Genomic DNA, 18,249 nt, shown 5'->3' on the forward strand with positions numbered 1-18,249 from the left:
GCAATGCAGTTGCTCGGATTGTACGCTTACCACTAAAAATACCAAGAGGGTAAGCAACCTCCCTGGCAAATGTTGCGACGGCGGCCGGATGTCCTCGCGGATCGATTCAAGCGCTGCACAAAAAGAGTCTGGAACTGGAGCTAACGCGCGAAAATATCGGCGCTTTCCGGCATCACCGCGTCGCCGGCCCTGTTGAGGCTGAAGCGCTCGCCGCTGAGCTCCCAGGCGCCGGGAGAGCCATCGATGGAGAAGAGGTTGTAGGCGGCGGGCGGCTTGATGCTGCCAGGTCCCTGCGAGGCAGAGGCGATGCCGACGACCGGCACTGGCTGCATCTGGCCGCGCAGCCAATGCAGCGTGTTCAGGTGCGTATGGCCGTGCAGCACGAGTTCGGCGCCGCCCGTCGAAATCACGGCGGCGAAGCGCCGGATGCCGATCATCCGTTTGTAGAAGGCAGTGGCGCCGCGGATCGGCGGGTGATGGATCATGACGACGCGGAAAAGACCAGCTTCGCCAGCCGCACGCAGTATGTTGACAGTATCGCGGGCCTGTCGCGCGCCGAAAAAGCCAGAGGCGGCGAAGGGCGGGGTGGCGACCGCCGTCGAACAGCCGACAATCGCGACTTTGCCGCGGACGCGCAGATAGGGGAAGATATGGCGGTCGTCCTGCCATTGCGGCGGAGCGAGATCGCCGCGGACATAATCGTACCAGGCGCGCATCGTCTTCTCATAGGCGCCTGGCACATAGGCGTCATGATTGCCGGGAACGACCGACGTGTCTGCGGGATCTCCGAGCGCGCGCAGCCATGCAGCGGCGGCGCGAATCTCAATGCCGCTCGCCAGATTGACGAGGTCGCCGGTGACGGCCACGTGATCGGCCTGATGGGCGCGAATATCGTCGAGCAGCAGATCCAGCGTGCTGCCGAAAAGGTGCTTGCGTCGATTTCGATGCCAGTTCACAAAGCCTGTTATGCGTTTTGAAAACAGCTCTTGAATGGAAAGACTGGGCAACGGCCCGAGGTGGACGTCGGAGATATGCGCGAGCTTGAACATGCTACGAGACATAGACCAGCTTATTGACAAATCAAACACATCCGGCGCGATGAAGAGCTGAAACGGAGCGATGGTGGATAAAGAGAACCGGCCCCTTATCATGAGGCTGGCGTTGCGCCTGCTGCATGTCTATTTCAGTTTCGTCCGCAGCATGACGGTGGGCGTGCGGGCTGCCTGTTTCGATGCAGAGGGGCGCATCTTTCTCGTGCGCCACAGCTATATCGGCGGCTGGCACATGCCGGGCGGCGGGCTGGAGCGCAACGAGACGGTCGAGGAAGCGCTCGTCAAGGAATTGCGCGAGGAGGGCAACCTCAGGATCATCGGCAAGCCGCAGCTGTTCCAAGTCTATTTCAATACCACGACCACAAGGCGCGACCATGTCGTCTTCTACCGCGCGACCGTCGAGCAGACGGCGCCGCGGCCGCCGGACTGGGAGATATCCGACAGCGGCTTCTTTTCCCTCGACAGCCTGCCCGAGGGCACGACCAAGGCGACGCATCGCCGTCTCGCCGAGCTTCGCGGCGAGCAGGAGCCTGCCCACCGCTGGTGAGCTTCAGCCAGCCATTCAAACTGCTACAACGTCCTTTGCGCGTCTGAAAACACCCGCGGCGCTGTAGCGCGGCCATGCGGACTGTCGAGATCGAGCGCCGGGCCGACGGGAACGATGCCTGTCGGATTGATCGTCTTGTGGCTGCGATAATAGTGCTGCTTGATGTGGTTGAGGTTCACCGTCTCGGCAACGCCCGCCGTCTGGTAGAGGTCGCGCAGATAGTCAGGCAGGTTGCGGTAGTCGGCGATGCGGCGGATGTTGCACTTGAAATGGCCGACATAGACGGCGTCGAAGCGCACCAGAGTGGTGAACAGGCGCCAGTCGGCCTCAGTCTGACGGTTGCCGAAGAGGTAGCGACCCTTGCCGAGGCGTTCGTCGAGCATGTCCAGTGTTTCGAACAGCGTGCCGACGTTTTCCGCATAGGCCTCCTGGGTGGTGGCAAAGCCCGCCTTGTAGACGCCGTTGTTGACGGTGTCGTAGATGGTAGCGTTCAGCGCATCGATTTCGGAGCGAAGGTCCTCGGGATAGAAATCGGCTGTCGAGCCGGTCAGCCCGTCGAAGGCGCCGTTGAACATACGGATGATCTCGGCGGATTCGTTGTTGACGATCGTGCCGGTCTTCTTGTCCCAGAGCACGGGAACGGTGACGCGGCCGGAATAGTGCGGATCGGCCCTGACATAGACCTGCCAAAGCGCGGATGCGCCGAAGAGGTGGTCGCCGGTGGCGCCGTCGCCGACCTTGAACTCCCAGCCGTTCTCGAGCATCAGCGGATCGACGACGGAAACCGAGATCAGCTCTTCGAGCTTCTTCAGCTTGCGGAAGATCAGCGTGCGGTGTGCCCAGGGGCAGGCGAGCGAGACATAGAGATGGTAACGCCCGGCCTCGGCCTTGAAGCCGCCGCTGCCGGAAGGGCCGGCCCCACCGTCCGATGTCACCCAGTTGCGGAACTGCGAGGGCTGTCGCTTGAAATGGCCCTTACTCTCCTTCGTGTCGTACCAGGCGTCATGCCAGACGCCGTCCACCAGCATTCCCATGATCTTCATTCCCTTGATTGCGTGTTGGAACGGAAGATATCGCAGATGTCAGGGCTTTACAGGCGGCAAAGATTGAACAGTGCGTCACATCGTTCGGGACCTGCATAATTCAGTATTGCAGCGTCCTTTGTAGCTCTCGAAAAGATGCACGGCCCTGTGGTCGTGCATTTTGCGTTGGACGACGGAAATTTTTCCTGCTATCGGCCTTTTCACGATTTTCGGACCCCTGCCTGATGTTCATTTCCAGAAACCCGCGACGACGCTGATGCTCCCGAACGCCCAAGGCGTGTTCGAGACCCATCAATCTGTCCATCCGGTTTCTGTCATCATGTACAAGCACGATCTCGTCTACCTCACTGAAGACGCGTCTCACGACGCCGCCATCGAACACATCAACGAAGAAGCCTTCGGTCCCGGCCGCTTCACGCGCGCTGCCGCGCGCATCCGTGAGCAGGGGCCGCATGATCTGTCGCTTTCCTTCATCTGCACCGATAATGGTGAGACGATCGCCTCCGTGCGCATGACGCCGGTGCTGGCCGGCACGGTGAAGGGACATCTGCTCGGCCCGCTCGCCGTCCGCCCCTCCCACAAGAACAAGGGCATCGGCCGGGAACTGGTGCGGATTGCGGTGGAGGCGGCAAGACGCAAGGGCTCGGAAGCCGTCATCCTCGTCGGCGATCCACCCTATTACGGCCCGCTCGGCTTCGAGAAGGTCGCCTATAACGCGCTGTCTTTTCCAGGCCCGGTCGATCCCGGCCGCGTGCTCGTCGTTCCGATCGCCGAGGGCGTGCACGCGCGGCTGAAGGGCACGATCGCCTGGCGCGAATGATTTAGAGCGCTGTGCGTCCTTCCGGACGCAGAAAGGACGCTCCCAACTCTTTCAATCCGCGCATCGTGCTTTCCGAAAATCGGTTCCGATTTTCGGGCCGATGCGCTAGAGACTTTTCCGGAGGAAGCTGCGCGTGCGGCCTTCCGGGAAATCCTTAAGCTCTCCGAAAACCTCATAACCCTGGCGCAGATAGGCGCGCAGAGCCTGCGGGCTGAAGGTGTCGATCCAGGCGCCGCGGCACCCCCTAGCTCTCGCCTCTTCTTCCGCCTTTGCGAGGATATTGCCTGATATACCGGTGCCGCGCAGGGTATCGGGAATATAGAGCATCTGGGTGAAGAGCCAGCCCCAGGCGGTGAAGCCTGAAAGACCGCCCGTCACCTTGCCGTCGGTATCGCGGATGAGGACCGCGAGCGGCCGGCGATCCGATGGGCCGAGATCGGCGTTGTTGAAAGCCGAGAGCGCATCGGTGATCACTGCCAGTTCCTCCGGCGAGGGCGAGGCGGTGAGCTCGAATTCCGGCATGAGTGAGAGCCTTTCCTGGTCAGATTGAAGCATTCTGCCGGAGCAGGTTTTCGTCAGGGCAAAGGCGATTGGCGAAGGGCATACCTCTTGGTACGTCCGAGCCGATCGCCTCTGATCCTGGCGGATGCCCGGCCCTTCGGGTTGGCTGAAACGGGCCGGCTGATCGACCGGCCGGCTTGGCCGTAGAGCTGGGCTACGACGCGCGCCGGCCGGTCGACCATCCGACACCGTTTGAGCCAACAGAATGCTTCAATCTGACCAGGAAAGGCTCTAACGCCCTTCGCGCCACCACATGGCGCCGAAGGCGAGCAGCAGGATGCCGACGCCGGCGAAACCGGCAAAGAGCGGCAGCGTGTTGATGCCCTTCAAGACCGTCTCGTTGGTCATGCGAATCATCATGCGATCGTTGTCGGAGACGCGGACCTGGCCGCGCACCGGCAGGATCGGCGGCACGGAGATCGCGCCATTTGCATTGGAGACGCGGGCGACGAGACCCTTGCTTCTGTCGGCGACCGGCTGCAGTACATCGGTCGTCGAGATCATCGCCTTGAATTCCGGTGCGTCGACGGCGCCGATATGGACAAGCGTCGACAGCCTGCCGTTGCGGATTTCGAAGAGGCCGATTTCGTCCATCCTCTTCTCGGCCTTGTAGAGCCCCGGTTCGGACTGGGTGAGCGGCAGGGTTTCGGTCTTGCCGGAGGGATAACGCACGGTGGCATTGCCGGGATTGTCGCCGATCGTTTGGCGGGTGACTTCAAGGGTCCGGCCGGAGGCGCGCGCCGTCAGCGCTTCTTCCTCGAGCGCCGGTTCCTTCATCAGCCAATGGGCGATACGGCGATAGAGCGAAACGTTCGGACCGCCGCCTTCGAAGCCGCGCGCCCAGAGCCAGCCCTGATCGGAAAGCAGCATGGCGACGCGGCCCTGGCCGGCGCGGTTCAGCACCAGCAGCGGGTGGTTGTCGGCGCCGAGCATGATCGTCTCGCCCTGCGGCCGGTCGACATCGACGCTACGGAACCAGCGGCCCCAATGCGGCGGGTCCTCGCCCGAGCCGTCCAGGCCGCGCGTGACGGGGTGTTTGCGGCCTTCCTCGGAGAGGCGGGGATAGAAGGCCTTCTCGATCATCTCTCCGGTGGGCGTTGCGGGCAGGACCGAGGAAAGCGGCGTCAGCGCAATGGAATCGGGACCGGCATGCTCGGGACCGGCGGCGATCAGCAGCGCGCCGCCATTGTCGACATATTGCGCGATGTAATCGTAGTAGAGCAGCGGCAGCACGCCGCGATGCTGGTAGCGATCGAAGATGATCAGGTCGAAATCCTTGATCTTGTCGACGAAGAGCTCGCGGGTCGGGAAGGCGATCAGCGACAGCTCGTTGATCGGCGTGCCGTCCTGCTTTTCCGGCGGACGCAGGATGGTGAAGTGGACCAGATCGACCGAGGCATCGGATTTCAGCAGGTTGCGCCAGGCGCGCTCGCCGGCATGCGGCTCGCCGGAGACGAGCAGGACACGGAGATTCTGGCGGATGCCGTCAATGACATGGACGGCGCGGTTGTTGGCGGTGGTGACTTCGCCGGGAAGTGCTGCGACCGAGAATTCGAGCACATTGCTGCCGCCACCCGGCACCTTGAAAGAGAACGGCGTATCCTGCCCGGGTGTCGCCTGCAGGGTGGCGATCTCATCACCATTCAGCTTTACCGTGACATCGGCTGTGCCGCCGGGGCTCGGGCCGTCGTCGAAGACGCGCAAGATCACCTGCTGCTCTTCGTTGACGATGCCGAAACGCGGTCCCTTGATGACTTCGATGCGGCGATCGAATTCGTTGGCCTTGCCGGTGACGAGGCCATGGATCGGCGCGTCGAAACCGAGCGCCTGATTGGCGCCCGGAACATCATGGACTTCACCGTCGGTCAGCATGATGGCGCCGCCGATACGGGCGGGCGGGACATCGGCAATGTTGGCCGACAGCGCGTCGAACAGGCGCGTGGACGGCACGTCGGAATTGACGTCGCCTTCGACATCGACGAAGCGGGGCTCTATCTGGGGGAAACGGGCGAGCTGTCCCTTCAAGGCCGCAAGCGCATCGTCGGTCATCTTGACGCGATCGGGCGTCTGCTGGCTCTGGCTTCGATCGACAAGGACGGGAACGATCGTCGACAACTGATCCCGATCTTCCTGCAGCAGCACAGGATTGGCAAGCGCGGTCAGCATGGCGAGCGCTGCCAGTGTTCTGATCCAGGCGCCACGAATGCCACGCCAGATCGCGAAGGCGGCGATAACAGCGCTGACGACAGCCAATGCAGCCAGAACCGACCAGGGCAGGAAGGGCGAAAAGTCGAATGTCATCTCATTGTCCTAACCGTTCGAGGAGGTCGGGAACATGGACCTGGTCGGTCTTGTAGTTGCCGGTCAGCATGTACATCATGATGTTGACGCCGGAACGGTAGGCATATTCGCGCTGCGTTTCATCCGACGGCACGGTCGGCAGTATCGGTACGCCGTTCTCGTCGATCGCCCAGGCGCCGGCGAAATCATTGCCGGTGATCAGGATCGGCGAAACGCCGTCGGCCGTCGCCGCCGATTTTTCGCTCGGCCCCTGACCGCCTTGCCGGGCCTCGATCCAGAGAGGGCTGCCGGCATAGCGACCGGGAAAGCTCGACAGGAGATAGAAGGATTTCGTCAGCACGTGATCCGATGGTACCGGCTCGAGCGCCGGGATGTCGAGATTGGCGAGGATTGCCTGCAGCCTCTCACCGTTGGCGCTGACATTGCCGCCATTGTCCAATGCGCTGATCTGATCGCGCGTATCGAAAAGCACGGTGCCGCCATTGCGCATATAGGCATCGATACGGCTGATCGCCGCCGACGATGGCATCGGCGCCGTTGCCGAAACCGGCCAGTAGATGATCGGATAAAAGGAGAGCTCGTCTTTGGTGAGGTCGATGCCGACGGGCGGCGCTGGTTCCAGTGTCGTGCGAAAAGTCAGGAACTGGGTCAGTCCCTCGAGACCGCGCTCGGATATATTGTCCACGTCCTGTTCGCCGGTGACGACATAGGCGAGGTGGGTGTTATCAAGCCTCTGCAGGATGAGGTCGTCGCCGGGCTGGGAGTCGTCGGCGTGAAGCGTGCCGGGTTGGATGAGAAAGCCGGCGCAGACGGTGATCGCGATCATCGCGGCGGTGCGGACAGCCGGGCGCAATCGCGAGAATGCGCCATTCATGAAGAGGACGATCAGGCTATCGGCCAAGAGCAGCAGGAAGGCTGCGAGAAAGAGTGCGGGTTTTGCCGACCAGCTTTCGCCGCCGATCAGGCCTTCGCGCACGGCATTGGTCCCTGTTGTGTCGATCGGCTTCAGTTCGGCGTTCTCGGGCAGCACGTTCAGGGAGGTGAAACCATCCTCCGAACCGTAGAGCCCAGGAGGGTTGTCGAAATTCGCCGTCGGTTCGACTCCGGCCTGTGGAATGAGCGGCCGCGCCGATCCTGTCTCGGAGACGAGCGTGCCCTTGGCCGTCAGCATGCGGAATGGCGGCAGGGTTTCGGAGACACGCGCATTGCCACGCGCCTCCGGTGTCACGCCGCCCGAGCGCGATATCTGCAGGAGGTGGCGCAGCATGTCGACGAAAGTGCCGGAGATCGGCAGATCGGACCATGTCGCTTCCGCGGTGACGTGAAACAGGACGATCTGACCGGAGGCGAGCTGCTTCATCGTCACGAGCGGCGTGCCGTCAGCCAGGCTTGCCCAGGTGCGTTCGGCAAGATCGGGCGTCGGTTCGGCAAGCACCTGCCGCTTGACGACGACATCGGAGGGACGCGCTATGCCGGCGAAAGGCCCGAAACTCGGAAATTCGGCAAGCGACTGCGGCTCGCTCCAGGACAAGGTGCCGCCCAGCGCCCGTTCTCCCTGCCGCAGGATGACAGGGATCAGCGGATCGTCCGCAGGGGCTGCCGCCATGCGCGGGCCGGCAAAACGCAGGAGCATGCCGCCATTCGATATCCAGCGCGTCAAAGGCTCGTAGGTCTCCTCCGGCAGCCGGCCGATATCGGCCATGATGATGATGGAGGGATTGCTGGTGAGAAGTTTTGGTATTGCGACCGAAAGATCGGAATCGGCAGGTTGGATCAGATCCGCATAGGGTTGCAGCGCCCGCTGGATATAATAGAGCGGCGAGAGCAGCGGCTGGAACTCGTCCCCCCCTTCACCTGACAGCAAGACGACGCGGCGGCGCTTGAATGCGTCGTCGAGAAGGTGGACGGCGCCTGCCGTCGCGCCATTGTCGACGCTGACGCGCGCGAAATCGTTGCGCATCTCGAAGGGGGCGGTGATCGAACTCGTCGCGACGCTCTGGCCGGGGCGGAAATCCGCCCTGCCATTGGCGATCGAGCGTCCCTGGGTATCGACGGCGTTCAGCGCTACCGATGCCGCCTGCGAACTGTTGAGCCGCGTGACCTTGACGGTCATGGCATCCGCCGCATTGTTGGCCGCCGTGATCGCGACCGTCCTTGCGGCATCGCCCTCGATCAGGCGCAGATCGGTGGGCTGGAGTTCGGCGAGCCTGCGCACCGTCGCGTCGTCAGGCTTGGCGGCGGCGCCGTCGGTCAGGAAGGCGAGGGTGCCGGGCTTGATGCCGTTCAGGGCGGCGCGCAGCGCCTGGAAGGCGCGTTCGCGGTCCGGCACCAGCGGTCGTGGCTCGGCGGCGCGCAGTTTGTCGCGGGCGGCAGCGGCGGTGCCGGGCACGGCGTCGTTGGTCGGATCGGCGGTGAAGGCGATCGACACAGGCGTGCCGGCGGATTCGGCGTCGTCTATCAATGCGTCGGCGGTCTGGATGCGGCGCTCCCAGTCGGGTGCCGCCGCCCAGCTATTGTCGACGAAGAGGACGAGCGGGCCACCTGATGCGAGCGAACTGGTGCGTGGATTGAAAACCGGATCGGCGATCGCAAGGATGATGGCGGCGGCAAGCAGCATGCGCAGCAGCGTCAGCCACCACGGGCTTTGCGCCGGCGTCTCCTCGCGCTTCAGCACGGAGGCGAGGATTTTCAGCGGCGGGAAGACTTCGGTCTTCGGACGTGGCGGCGTCAGCCGCAGCAGCCACCAGATGACCGGCAAGGCAACGAGCGCGCCGAGAATGGCGGGATAGGCGAAAGCGAAGGGAAGGGCGTTCATAGCTGCCCTCCATGCGTAGCCTTGGCCGGCATGCCTGACAGATACATGTGCACCGCGACCAGCGCCTCCGACGCAAGGTGATCGGTGCGGTGGCTCGCGAAGGTCCAGCCGAGATGGCGCAGCGACTGGCCGAGGCTGTCCCTGCGGGCGAGGTAGGCGTTGCGATAGGCCTCGCGGATATGTTCGGCGCGGCCGGAGATAAGCTTGGCGCCGCTCTCCGGATCGGTGAATTCGGTGCGGCCGCTATAGGGGAATATCTCCTCGGCGGGATCTGATATCTCGACCACGTGGCCGCGCAGGCCGCGGCGGGCAAGCGGGCCGAGCCGTTCCATGATTGCCGGCGCATCGTCGAGGAAATCGCCGATAAGGACGAGGTCGCTCCAGCCGCGGATCATCGCCGTTTCCGGCAGGCCGCCGGTCAGCGGCGTGTGCATGAGAGCGGATGCGAGGCGTTCGGCGGCGTTACGGGCGGAAGCGGGTTCCATGATGCCGGGGCAGCCGATGCGCTCGCCGGAGCGGGCGAGGATTTCGGCAAGCGCCAGCATGATGACCAGCGCGCGGCTTTCCTTGGAGACGTTGCCATAGCTCGACTTGTACATCATCGAGGGCGACATGTCGCACCAGAGCCAGATCGTGTGCGCAGCCTCCCATTCGCGCTCGCGCACGTAGGTATGATCGTCGCGGGCGGAGCGGCGCCAATCGATGCGCGACAGGCTCTCGCCCTCGGCATAGGGTCGGAACTGCCAGAAATTCTCGCCGATGCCGCGCTTGCGGCGGCCATGCCAGCCGGCGATCACCGTGTTGGCGATGCGCTTGGCTTCCACCAGGCAGTCCGGCACTAGGGCTGCCCGCTGCCTGGCGCGGGAAAGGGCATCGCTGCCTGACGTCGGGTTGACGATCTGTCCGATAGATGCCACGCGTCCGGCTTCCTTATCCCTTTGCCTGCTTGACCAGTCCGGCGATGACGTCACGCACCGACATGCCTTCGGCGCGGGCGGCGAAAGTCAGCGCCATGCGGTGCTGGAGAATGGGTTCGGCGAGCGCGAAGATATCGTCCAGAGACGGTGCGAGACGGCCTTCGTAGAGTGCGCGGGCACGCGCGCAGAGCATCATAGCCTGGCCGGCGCGCGGGCCTGGACCCCAGGCGACGTTCTTGTCGGTCGAGGCATTGCCCTGTCCCGGGCGGGCGGAACGCACGAGCGCCAGGATGGCATCAACGACCGTGTCGCTCACCGGCATCTGGCGCACCAGGGTCTGGATCTCGATCAGCCGCTGGGCATCGATGATGGCTTCCGGCCGGGTTTGGCCCAGGCCCGTCGTCTCGAGCAGGATCTGGCGCTCGGCGGCGAGTTCGGGGTAGTGGACGTCGACCTGCAGCAGGAAGCGGTCGAGCTGGGCTTCGGGTAGAGGATAGGTGCCTTCCTGCTCGAGCGGGTTCTGGGTGGCGAGCACATGGAAGGGCGCCGGCAGGTCATAGCGCTGGCCGGCGATCGTGATGTGATATTCCTGCATGGATTGCAGAAGGGCCGACTGGGTACGCGGCGAGGCGCGGTTGATCTCGTCGGCCATCAGGAGTTGGGCAAAGACAGGGCCCTTGACGAAACGGAAGGAGCGGCGTCCACTGTCGTCCTGGTCCATAACCTCGGAGCCGAGAATATCCGAGGGCATCAGATCCGGCGTGAACTGGATGCGGTTGGCGGCAAGGCCGAGCACCTCGCCGAGCGTCGTCACCAGTCTGGTCTTGGCAAGGCCGGGAACGCCGACGAGCAGGGCATGACCACCGGACAGCACAGCGAGAATGGTGTTCTCGACGACGCTTTCCTGACCGAAGATCACTTTCGAGACTTCCCCGCGAATGGCGGCGATATCGGAGAGCGCCATTTCGGCGGCGGCGACGATCGCCTTGTCATCGAGGCTGGCTTCGGTCTTCATCATACCCATGCGTATCTCCAACGGCTGAAATCATTCGGCAGCGAATCGGCGGACTTATACATGTGCCTCATACCCGATAGAGTTATGGAGATGTGACGGGCTGACAAGTTCGTTGCGAATGACTATCTCGTGACTTTACTTCGTTAAGGACAAACCGGGACGGAAGAATGGCAGCCGAGGAAATCAGCGGACAGGCGGATGCGGCGGGACTTGCCGCACTGATTTCGCGCGCGTCTCAGGAAAATGGCGAGAAAAAACGCGGTTTGCCGCCGGTCGAGCGGTGGAATCCGCCTTTCTGCGGCGATATCGACATGGAAATCCGGGCTGATGGTACCTGGTTCTACATGGGCACGCCGATCGGCCGACCGGCGCTGGTGCGGCTGTTCTCAACGGTTTTAAGAAAAGATGACGACCAGAAGACCTATCTCGTAACACCTGTGGAAAAGGTCGGTATAAGGGTCGTCGACGCGCCTTTCATCGCCGTGGAGATGAGCGCCACGGAGGGGCAAGGCCAGCAGGTGCTGACCTTCCGCACCAATGTTGGCGATGTCGTGGAGGCGGGAGGAGAGCATCGGCTGCGCTTTGCCATTGCGGGCGAGAATGCCGAATTGAAACCCTATCTGCATGTGCGGGGGCGGTTGGAGGCGCTGGTGTCGCGTGCGGTGATGTATGAACTGGTGGCGTTCGGCGAGACGCTCGAGGTCGAGGGACAGGCGATGTTCGCCGTCCGCTCCGCCGGAGAGGTCTTTGCGATGATGCCGGCCGATGAACTGGATGCGCTTTCTCGATGAATGATGCGATTACCCAACGTTATCCGCTGTTTTCCGCAGCCGAATTCCGCCGCCGCGCGCTCAACCAGAATGGCGGGCCGGTCGATCATGCCTGGCGCGATCATGGAGACCATATCCTCAACCCCGATATCGTCGCCGAGGTCGAGACTTTCAAGCTGCGCGACGCCGCCGTGCTCGTGCCCGTCGTCGATGACGGCGATGAAGCGCATGTGATCTTCACCAAGCGCACGGCGACGCTGCGCAAACATTCCGGGCAGATCGCCTTTCCCGGCGGCTCGATCGATCCCGCCGATATCTCGCCCGAAATGGCGGCGATCCGAGAAACGGAGGAGGAGATCGGCCTGGCTGGTTCCTTCGTCGAAACCGTCGGGCGGCTGCCGAATTACCTTGCCTCGACGGGCTTCCGCATTACGCCGGTGCTCGGCGTCGTCTCCCCGGGCTTTGCGCTGACGCTGAACCCGACCGAGGTGGCCGACGTGTTCGAGGTGCCGCTTTCCTTCCTGATGGATCCTGCCAATCACACCCGCGACAGACGTGTCATCGACGGCATCGACCGGCATTTCTACCGCGTGCCCTATGAAACCAGAATGATCTGGGGCATCACCGCCGGCATCGTCCGCACGCTTTACGAAAGGCTTTATGCATGACCGGCATCGCCGACCAAGCATGGTTCCGCGACCCGGCCCTTGGCCGGATCTTAGCGCTTCTCAACGCCGATGGTGGGGCCGATGGCGGGGAAGCTCGGGTGGTTGGCGGAGCGGTGCGCAACAGCCTGATGGGCCTGCCGGTCAATGATGTCGACATCGCCACGACACTCAGACCGGAGGCGGTGATGGAGCGGGCGGCGGCGGCCGGCATCAAGGCAGTCCCAACCGGCCTGGAGCACGGCACGGTGACGCTCGTCATCGACGGCAAGCCCTTCGAGGTGACGACCCTTCGCACCGACGTCGAGACCGACGGACGCCATGCCAAGGTTGCCTTCAGCACGGACTGGAAGGCAGATGCCGAACGGCGGGATTTGACGATCAACGCGCTCTATGCCGATGCAAAGGGCGAGGTGGTGGATCTCGTTGGCGGGCTTGCCGACATCGAGACGCGCAACATCCGCTTCATCGGTGATGCCGCAAGGCGTATTGCCGAGGATCATTTGCGTATCCTGCGCTTCTTCCGCTTCTTTGCCTATTACGGTTCCGGGCGGCCGGATGCCGAGGGGCTGAAGGCGTGTTCCGTCGCGCGTTCGAAACTGACGACGCTTTCGGCAGAACGCGTCTGGTCTGAACTGCGAAAGTTGCTAGGTGCTGCCGATCCTGGCCGGGCGCTGCTCTGGATGCGGCAGGTGGCAGTGCTGACGGAAATCCTGCCGGAATCGGAACGATGGGGGATCGATGCGATCCCTTCGCTGATCGCCACCGAAAAGGCGCTCGGCTGGACGCCCGATCCTTTGCTGCGCCTTGCGGCGATCGTGCCGCCCGATGCGGCGCGCATGGAGGCGCTCGCAGCCCGGCTCAAGCTCTCGAATGCGGAAGCGGCCACTCTCAAGGCCTGGGCAATGGCAGCGCCTGTTAATGACGAGATGTCGTCGGCCGCCTTCGAACGGCTGCTTTACCGCAACAGCACCGACGGCATCTCGACACGGCTGAAGCTGGCGCTTGCGGTTGCGCGCGGCAAGGCTGAAAGCGATTTCGATGAAATGGCGCGGTCGGCGCGGCTTATCAAGCTGCTGGACAGGGCAATGCACTGGAAGAAGCCACAGTTTCCGCTGAACGGCGGCGACGTGATTTCGGCAGGAATCGCGTCCGGCCCGCGCGTCGGCGAGCTGCTTGCCGGCCTGGAAAACCAATGGGTGGAGGAAAACTTTGCTTCCGACCGGGCGGCGCTGCTCGCCCGGCTGCAGGAACGCGTGCAATAATCAGGCGGCGGTCGCTTCGTCACGGATGCGAGCCTTGATATTATCCACCATGTTCTCGCGGATCGTGGTTTCGCCGTGAGCATCTTTCAGGTGCTCGACGGCACGGCGGACCACCTCGGCGTCACTATCCGCTCGTGTATGCCAGGCGCAGCCCGGAACGAGAGTGCCGCATTCGAAAAGTCGCATGGTCTTCTCCTCTGTTCGAAACACAACGACGATCGCGATCTTACGCGATTTAAGAATGTGCGGGGGGAGGGAAGGTTCCGGCCGGCATCGACATGCCGGCCAGTAAAGGCCGTATCAGTCGGGCATCGCCCAGGCTTTGTAGGTATCCGAAAGCTGACCGGGCATGTTGCTGTTGGCGGCCGCTGCTTCGTTCTGCAGCTGTTCCGGCGACTTCCCGCCAGCCAGTTGCAGCTTGACCTGCTCGATGAAGCAGGACAGCGGCAGATCCGAGCCGCTCTTGGTCCGCAGTTTCTCGGCGATGCGCGTCAGAAACTCGGATGTGTCGATCGTGCGGGATGTTTCCTGGACATCCGTGGACGCTGGCGAGCCACTTTGTATCGTCATGACAATCCTCCTCCGATTGTTACGCACATACATATAAAGTTAGGACGCACTGAGTTTTCGTGAAGGTCTATCACCTCGAATTTATCGATGAGATATCACAGTTTCATGGCCAGCGGACGACGGGGGGCAACGAAGAGAGAATGGATTCAACGTTGCCGCCGGTCTTCAGGCCGAAGATCGTGCCGCGATCATACAGCAGATTAAATTCGACGTAGCGGCCTCGGCGGATCAATTGTTCGTCGCGATCGGCCTCTGTCCACAATTTATTGAAGTTGGAGCGGACGATTTTTGGATAGACCATGGCGAAAGCCCGGCCGACATCACGTGTGAAAGCGAAATCGGCGTCCCAGCCGCCGGCTTCCTCGCTTGAATGCAGCCAGTCATAGAAGATGCCGCCGATGCCGCGGGCCTCGTTGCGGTGTTTCAGGAAGAAATATTCGTCGCACCAGGCCTTGTACGCATCGTAATCGGCGACGGCATGATTGCGGCAGGCGATCTCCATGGCCTTGTGGAAGAGCTGGCTGTCTTCGTCCTCCTGAGTGCGGCGGCGCGACAGCACCGGCGTCAGGTCGGCGCCGCCGCCGAACCAGCGGCTGGTGGTGACGACCATGCGAGTGTTCATGTGCACGGCCGGAACGTTGGGGTTGACGGGATGGGCGATCAGCGAGATGCCCGAGGCCCAAAAACGCGGATCGTCCTTGGCGCCGGGTATCTGGGCGCGGAAATCCGGGGCGAATTCGCCGTAGACAGTGGAGGTATGGACGCCGACCTTTTCGAAGACGCGGCCTTCCATCATCGACATCCGGCCACCGCCGCCGGCGCCGTTTTCGCGTGACCAGTCCTTGGCGACGAAGCGGCCGGGCTCCTGGTCGGACAGCGGTCCTTCCAACTCATCCTCGATGGCTTCGAAGGAGGCGCAGATCGTATCGCGCAATCCCTCGAACCAATTGCGGGCGGCAGCCTTCTTCTCTTCGATATCGTCAGGCAAGCCGATCGGCAGTTCCGGTCTTTCCATTTACGCCTCCAACGGTCGACATCTCCTTTAGAGGCGACTCGCTCATTCTTGATTGCACGCCATGATTAGCAGTTGATGCTGCATCCCGCCAAGCCGAGGCAAGCACCCGGCGCTTCCAAGATTCGACTCGCAAATCGAGAATTTCGATACTACCTTTTCCGAGGAGGTAGGTTTGATGAAGAAAGTTCCAGGGCCTCCGTCCTTCGACGGCCTGAAGCGCAGGATAGCGAGACATCGGGCGGAAAATCCCCCGAGCAAGAAAGACCATTTCGTGCGTGAGACATATTGCCTCGGCCTCATGGACGCACGGGCCAAGGCGCGTGAATGGTTCGACGAATATCCGAAAGCCGCCTACTGGACCGAGGTGGAAAGCTGGCGCCAGCTCGACGGCGATCAGATCGAATTCACCATGCGCCGCCTGCCTTCGGCCGATTGACCGTCACTTCGCAGTGGCGCGCACGCGGCTTTCGATCAGCAGGCCGCTTTCATCCATGATCGGATGTGCCACGGAAACGATGTGGGCGTTGATGCGCTTCAGGTCGCGCAGCATGTCGAGATGCAGCGAACTCGTCTGCAGGCTGTCGGCGCGTCCGTCACGCAGGCGTTCGAGGTGGCGCTCGGCAGACTGTTTCTCCATCCGGCGCACCTCGACCTTCACCTCCATCATCTGGCGCGCCAGATTGAAATCGCGGGTGACGAAGATCGTCTGGGCGACGCGCAGATTGTCGATGGTCAGGTCGAACAGCTTGCGTAGTTCCTGATGACCATCCTCGGAAAATTTCAGGCCAAGGGAGATCTTCTTCGCCACCTGCTCCAGCAAGCCCTTCTCGATGATATCGCCCATATGTTCGAGGTTGATCGCATAATCGATGACGACGATCGAGCGGCGAGCGTTCTCGTCGCTGAGACCCTCGCGGCCGAGCTTCGAGAGATAGACCTTCACCGCCTGCTGCAGCCGGTCGACGCGCTCTTCGAGGGCGGATATCTCGGCAAGCTTCGATGCGTCGTTACGCTCGAAGGCTTCGGACACCCGGATCAGCATGCGCTCGATCAGGTCGCCGACGCCGAGCACTTCGCGGGTGGCGCTGGCAAGGGCCACGACCGGCGTTGAAAGCTCCTGCGCATCCAGATATTTCGGGGCGCTGTCGGGCTCGGCCTGATCCGGCACCAGCCGGGCCATCAGGGCGGCGAGCGGCCGGGAGAATGGCCAGGCCAGCGCCGCCAGCAGAAGGTTGAAGGCAAGATGCGCATCGACCGGCAGCTTGGCAGGACCGAAGGGCAGCATTTGGATGAGTTCCGCGCCATATCCCGCCAGCGGCAGGGCGATGAGGCAGCCGAGCGTCCGGACGGCGAGATTGCCGAGGGTGACGCGCCGAGCCGAAGCCGGCCCGGACAATGTCGCGACGACAGGCGGTATTGCGCCGCCGAGATTGGCGCCGAGCACGAGCACAATGACAAGTTCGGCGGAGACCATGCCGGCCGAGGCGAGCGACAGGATGAGCACCACCACCGCAAGGCTCGACGAGGACGCGAAGGCAAGTGCTGCCGAGACGATCATCGCCACGGGCAGGGCGCCGTCCAGCAGGCCGATGAAGGCGGCAAGGGCGGGAGAGGCGCGCATCGGTTCCGTCGCAAGGCCAAGGAGGTGCAGCGACAACAGCATCAGCCCGATGCCGATCAGCGCTGTGCCGCCGCCCTGGCTGGCGCTGGAACGGCCGCGGCAAAGCACGATGCCGGCAAGGATCAGAAGCGGAGAGAGCCATTCGATGCCCGTTGCCACGATCCAGGCGGTGATCGCGGTGCCGACATTGGCGCCGAGCAGGACAATCTGCGCCATGCGCGGCTTGATCAGGTCACGCTCGACGAAGGAGGCCGTCATCAGCGCCGTTGCCGTGGAGCTCTGCAGCGCGATGGTTGCGACGAGGCCCGACAGGAAAGAACGAAGGCTGCCGCGCGTGCCGGTCGCCAGACCTGTTCTCAGGCGGGCGCCGAAGGCCCTGGACACGCCATCCTTCACCTGTGCGAGGCCGAACAGCAGCAGAGCCACGGCGCCGAACAGGTTGATCATGATGATTGTAGAGTCCATTTTATTGTTTTTATTCTTCTTTCACAGAGCTGGAGAAGTGCTGTTTTTCTCACATGGCCATTCCAACTTGTTGGAATCATGGAAGCCAATGCGGAGTTTTTGATTGCCCGGCTAATAAATATACGCCGGTTTGACAGATAGACAACGCTATTTTGCGACATATTCTGGAGCGGATCGGCAATTCCGCCGGCTTTGCTCCGCCAGCGCCGGTGTCCGTCAGGCCCAGACGGTTTGGCGCATCGCCTCGCCGACGATCATCGCGGCCGAGACGGCGACGTTGATCGAGCGCTGGCCTTCGACCATCGGGATCAGCACGCGCGCATCGGCTGTTTCATGCACCTGATCCGGCACGCCGGCGCTTTCGCGACCGAAGAGCAGGACATCGTCCGGGCGGAAAGCAAGATCGGTGTAGCGCTCCGCAGCCTTTGTCGAGGCAAGGATCAGGCGGCGGCCGGTGCTCAGACGCCACGCCTCGAAGCGGTCCCAGTTGACATGGCGGGTGAGGGCGGCGGCGGCGATATAGTCCATGCCGGCCCGTTTCAGGTTGCGGTCGGAGATGTCGAAGCCAGCGGGTTCGATCAGATCGACCGCGAAGCCAAGGCAGGCGGCAAGACGCAGGATGGTGCCGGTATTGCCTGCTATATCCGGCTGATAGAGTGCCAGTCTGAGTGAAGTCATAATGCGCCGTTTTCCCGCTTTCGCCGCTCAAGGCCTAATGCAACTGTGATTTCGGCGCAACAGGGCGCGTTTTGACCCGAAGAGATGAAATTTTTGGCACAACAGGGCTGGAAAATTCCTCGTTTTCGC

At 62.6% G+C, this 18,249-nt stretch carries 18 protein-coding genes; 6 read left to right on the forward strand and 12 right to left on the reverse strand.

Annotated elements, in window-relative coordinates:
• Window positions 1–140: 140 nt before the first annotated feature.
• The gene (locus FFM53_RS19530) at window positions 141–1,049 is read right to left on the reverse strand and encodes a metallophosphoesterase family protein (protein WP_138387480.1); all 909 of its coding nucleotides are present in this window, start codon (window positions 1,047–1,049) and stop codon (window positions 141–143) included.
• Window positions 1,050–1,119: 70 nt separating this feature from the next.
• Here FFM53_RS19530 and FFM53_RS19535 point away from each other — a divergent pair, with 70 nt between their 5' ends.
• On the forward strand, window positions 1,120–1,599 hold the full coding sequence (locus tag FFM53_RS19535; protein WP_138330370.1) for an NUDIX domain-containing protein: 480 nt from the start codon (window positions 1,120–1,122) through the stop codon (window positions 1,597–1,599).
• 23 nt (window positions 1,600–1,622) lie between these two features.
• Here the strand turns inward: FFM53_RS19535 and FFM53_RS19540 are convergent, their stop codons facing one another.
• On the reverse strand, window positions 1,623–2,633 hold the full coding sequence (locus FFM53_RS19540; RefSeq protein WP_138386911.1) for a glutathione S-transferase family protein: 1,011 nt from the start codon (window positions 2,631–2,633) through the stop codon (window positions 1,623–1,625).
• 265 nt (window positions 2,634–2,898) lie between these two features.
• On the opposite strand from FFM53_RS19540, the gene FFM53_RS19545 reads away from it, so the two are divergent.
• Window positions 2,899–3,462, forward strand: a complete 564-nt coding sequence (locus FFM53_RS19545; RefSeq protein ID WP_003541792.1) for a GNAT family N-acetyltransferase — start codon at window positions 2,899–2,901, stop codon at window positions 3,460–3,462.
• A 105-nt stretch (window positions 3,463–3,567) separates the two neighbouring features.
• On the opposite strand, the gene FFM53_RS19550 is transcribed toward FFM53_RS19545, so the two are convergent.
• The 5 genes from FFM53_RS19550 to FFM53_RS19570 form a co-directional block, all read right to left on the reverse strand.
• Complete coding sequence (locus FFM53_RS19550; RefSeq protein ID WP_138330373.1) at window positions 3,568–3,984, reverse strand: GNAT family N-acetyltransferase; 417 nt, start codon at window positions 3,982–3,984, stop codon at window positions 3,568–3,570.
• Between the two features lie 270 nt (window positions 3,985–4,254).
• Window positions 4,255–6,324 (reverse strand): hypothetical protein, encoded by a 2,070-nt coding sequence (locus FFM53_RS19555; RefSeq protein ID WP_064651963.1) that lies wholly within the window; start codon window positions 6,322–6,324, stop codon window positions 4,255–4,257.
• 1 nt (window position 6,325) lies between these two features.
• Entirely contained in the window at window positions 6,326–9,139 is a 2,814-nt protein-coding gene (locus FFM53_RS19560) for a DUF4159 domain-containing protein (protein WP_138386912.1), read from the reverse strand.
• Window positions 9,136–10,056, reverse strand: a complete 921-nt coding sequence (locus FFM53_RS19565) for a DUF58 domain-containing protein (protein WP_138330375.1) — start codon at window positions 10,054–10,056, stop codon at window positions 9,136–9,138. The genes FFM53_RS19560 and FFM53_RS19565 overlap by 4 nt, the downstream gene beginning before the upstream one ends.
• A 13-nt stretch (window positions 10,057–10,069) precedes the next feature.
• Window positions 10,070–11,080, reverse strand: a complete 1,011-nt coding sequence (locus FFM53_RS19570; RefSeq protein ID WP_138386913.1) for an AAA family ATPase — start codon at window positions 11,078–11,080, stop codon at window positions 10,070–10,072.
• Between the two features lie 158 nt (window positions 11,081–11,238).
• On the opposite strand from FFM53_RS19570, the gene FFM53_RS19575 reads away from it, so the two are divergent.
• The 3 genes from FFM53_RS19575 to FFM53_RS19585 are packed head-to-tail and all read left to right on the forward strand — an operon-like array spanning window position 11,239 to window position 13,771.
• On the forward strand, window positions 11,239–11,862 hold the full coding sequence (locus FFM53_RS19575) for a DUF1285 domain-containing protein (RefSeq protein ID WP_138386914.1): 624 nt from the start codon (window positions 11,239–11,241) through the stop codon (window positions 11,860–11,862).
• Complete coding sequence (locus tag FFM53_RS19580) at window positions 11,859–12,509, forward strand: CoA pyrophosphatase (protein WP_138330378.1); 651 nt, start codon at window positions 11,859–11,861, stop codon at window positions 12,507–12,509. Before FFM53_RS19575 ends, FFM53_RS19580 begins: the two co-directional genes overlap by 4 nt.
• A complete protein-coding gene (locus FFM53_RS19585; RefSeq protein ID WP_138386915.1) occupies window positions 12,506–13,771 on the forward strand; it encodes a CCA tRNA nucleotidyltransferase in 1,266 nt (421 codons plus the stop codon). The genes FFM53_RS19580 and FFM53_RS19585 overlap by 4 nt, the downstream gene beginning before the upstream one ends.
• Here the strand turns inward: FFM53_RS19585 and FFM53_RS19590 are convergent, their stop codons facing one another.
• The 3 genes from FFM53_RS19590 to hemF all read right to left on the reverse strand — a co-directional run bounded on the left by FFM53_RS19590 (window position 13,772) and on the right by hemF (window position 15,356).
• Window positions 13,772–13,957 carry a DUF1059 domain-containing protein gene (locus FFM53_RS19590; RefSeq protein WP_003561358.1) on the reverse strand — a complete coding sequence of 62 codons (186 nt, stop codon included), beginning with the start codon at window positions 13,955–13,957 and terminating at the stop codon, window positions 13,772–13,774. It abuts the gene before it with no gap.
• A 114-nt stretch (window positions 13,958–14,071) separates the two neighbouring features.
• Window positions 14,072–14,341, reverse strand: coding sequence for a hypothetical protein (locus FFM53_RS19595; protein WP_018243056.1), 270 nt, complete (start codon window positions 14,339–14,341; stop codon window positions 14,072–14,074).
• A gap of 103 nt (window positions 14,342–14,444) precedes the next feature.
• Window positions 14,445–15,356 carry an oxygen-dependent coproporphyrinogen oxidase gene (gene hemF / locus FFM53_RS19600; RefSeq protein WP_138386916.1) on the reverse strand — a complete coding sequence of 304 codons (912 nt, stop codon included), beginning with the start codon at window positions 15,354–15,356 and terminating at the stop codon, window positions 14,445–14,447.
• A gap of 175 nt (window positions 15,357–15,531) precedes the next feature.
• Between hemF and FFM53_RS19605 the strand changes: the two genes are divergently transcribed.
• Window positions 15,532–15,792, forward strand: a complete 261-nt coding sequence (locus FFM53_RS19605; protein WP_003541775.1) for a hypothetical protein — start codon at window positions 15,532–15,534, stop codon at window positions 15,790–15,792.
• A 3-nt stretch (window positions 15,793–15,795) separates the two neighbouring features.
• On the opposite strand, the gene FFM53_RS19610 is transcribed toward FFM53_RS19605, so the two are convergent.
• Window positions 15,796–17,442, reverse strand: coding sequence for a Na/Pi cotransporter family protein (locus FFM53_RS19610; RefSeq protein ID WP_138386917.1), 1,647 nt, complete (start codon window positions 17,440–17,442; stop codon window positions 15,796–15,798).
• A 216-nt stretch (window positions 17,443–17,658) separates the two neighbouring features.
• The gene (locus FFM53_RS19615) at window positions 17,659–18,120 is read right to left on the reverse strand and encodes a tRNA (cytidine(34)-2'-O)-methyltransferase (protein WP_029873279.1); all 462 of its coding nucleotides are present in this window, start codon (window positions 18,118–18,120) and stop codon (window positions 17,659–17,661) included.
• Window positions 18,121–18,249: the final 129 nt, after the last annotated feature.

The sequence above is a fragment of the Rhizobium indicum genome, from assembly GCF_005862305.2.
GTDB classification, from domain to species: domain Bacteria; phylum Pseudomonadota; class Alphaproteobacteria; order Rhizobiales; family Rhizobiaceae; genus Rhizobium; species Rhizobium indicum.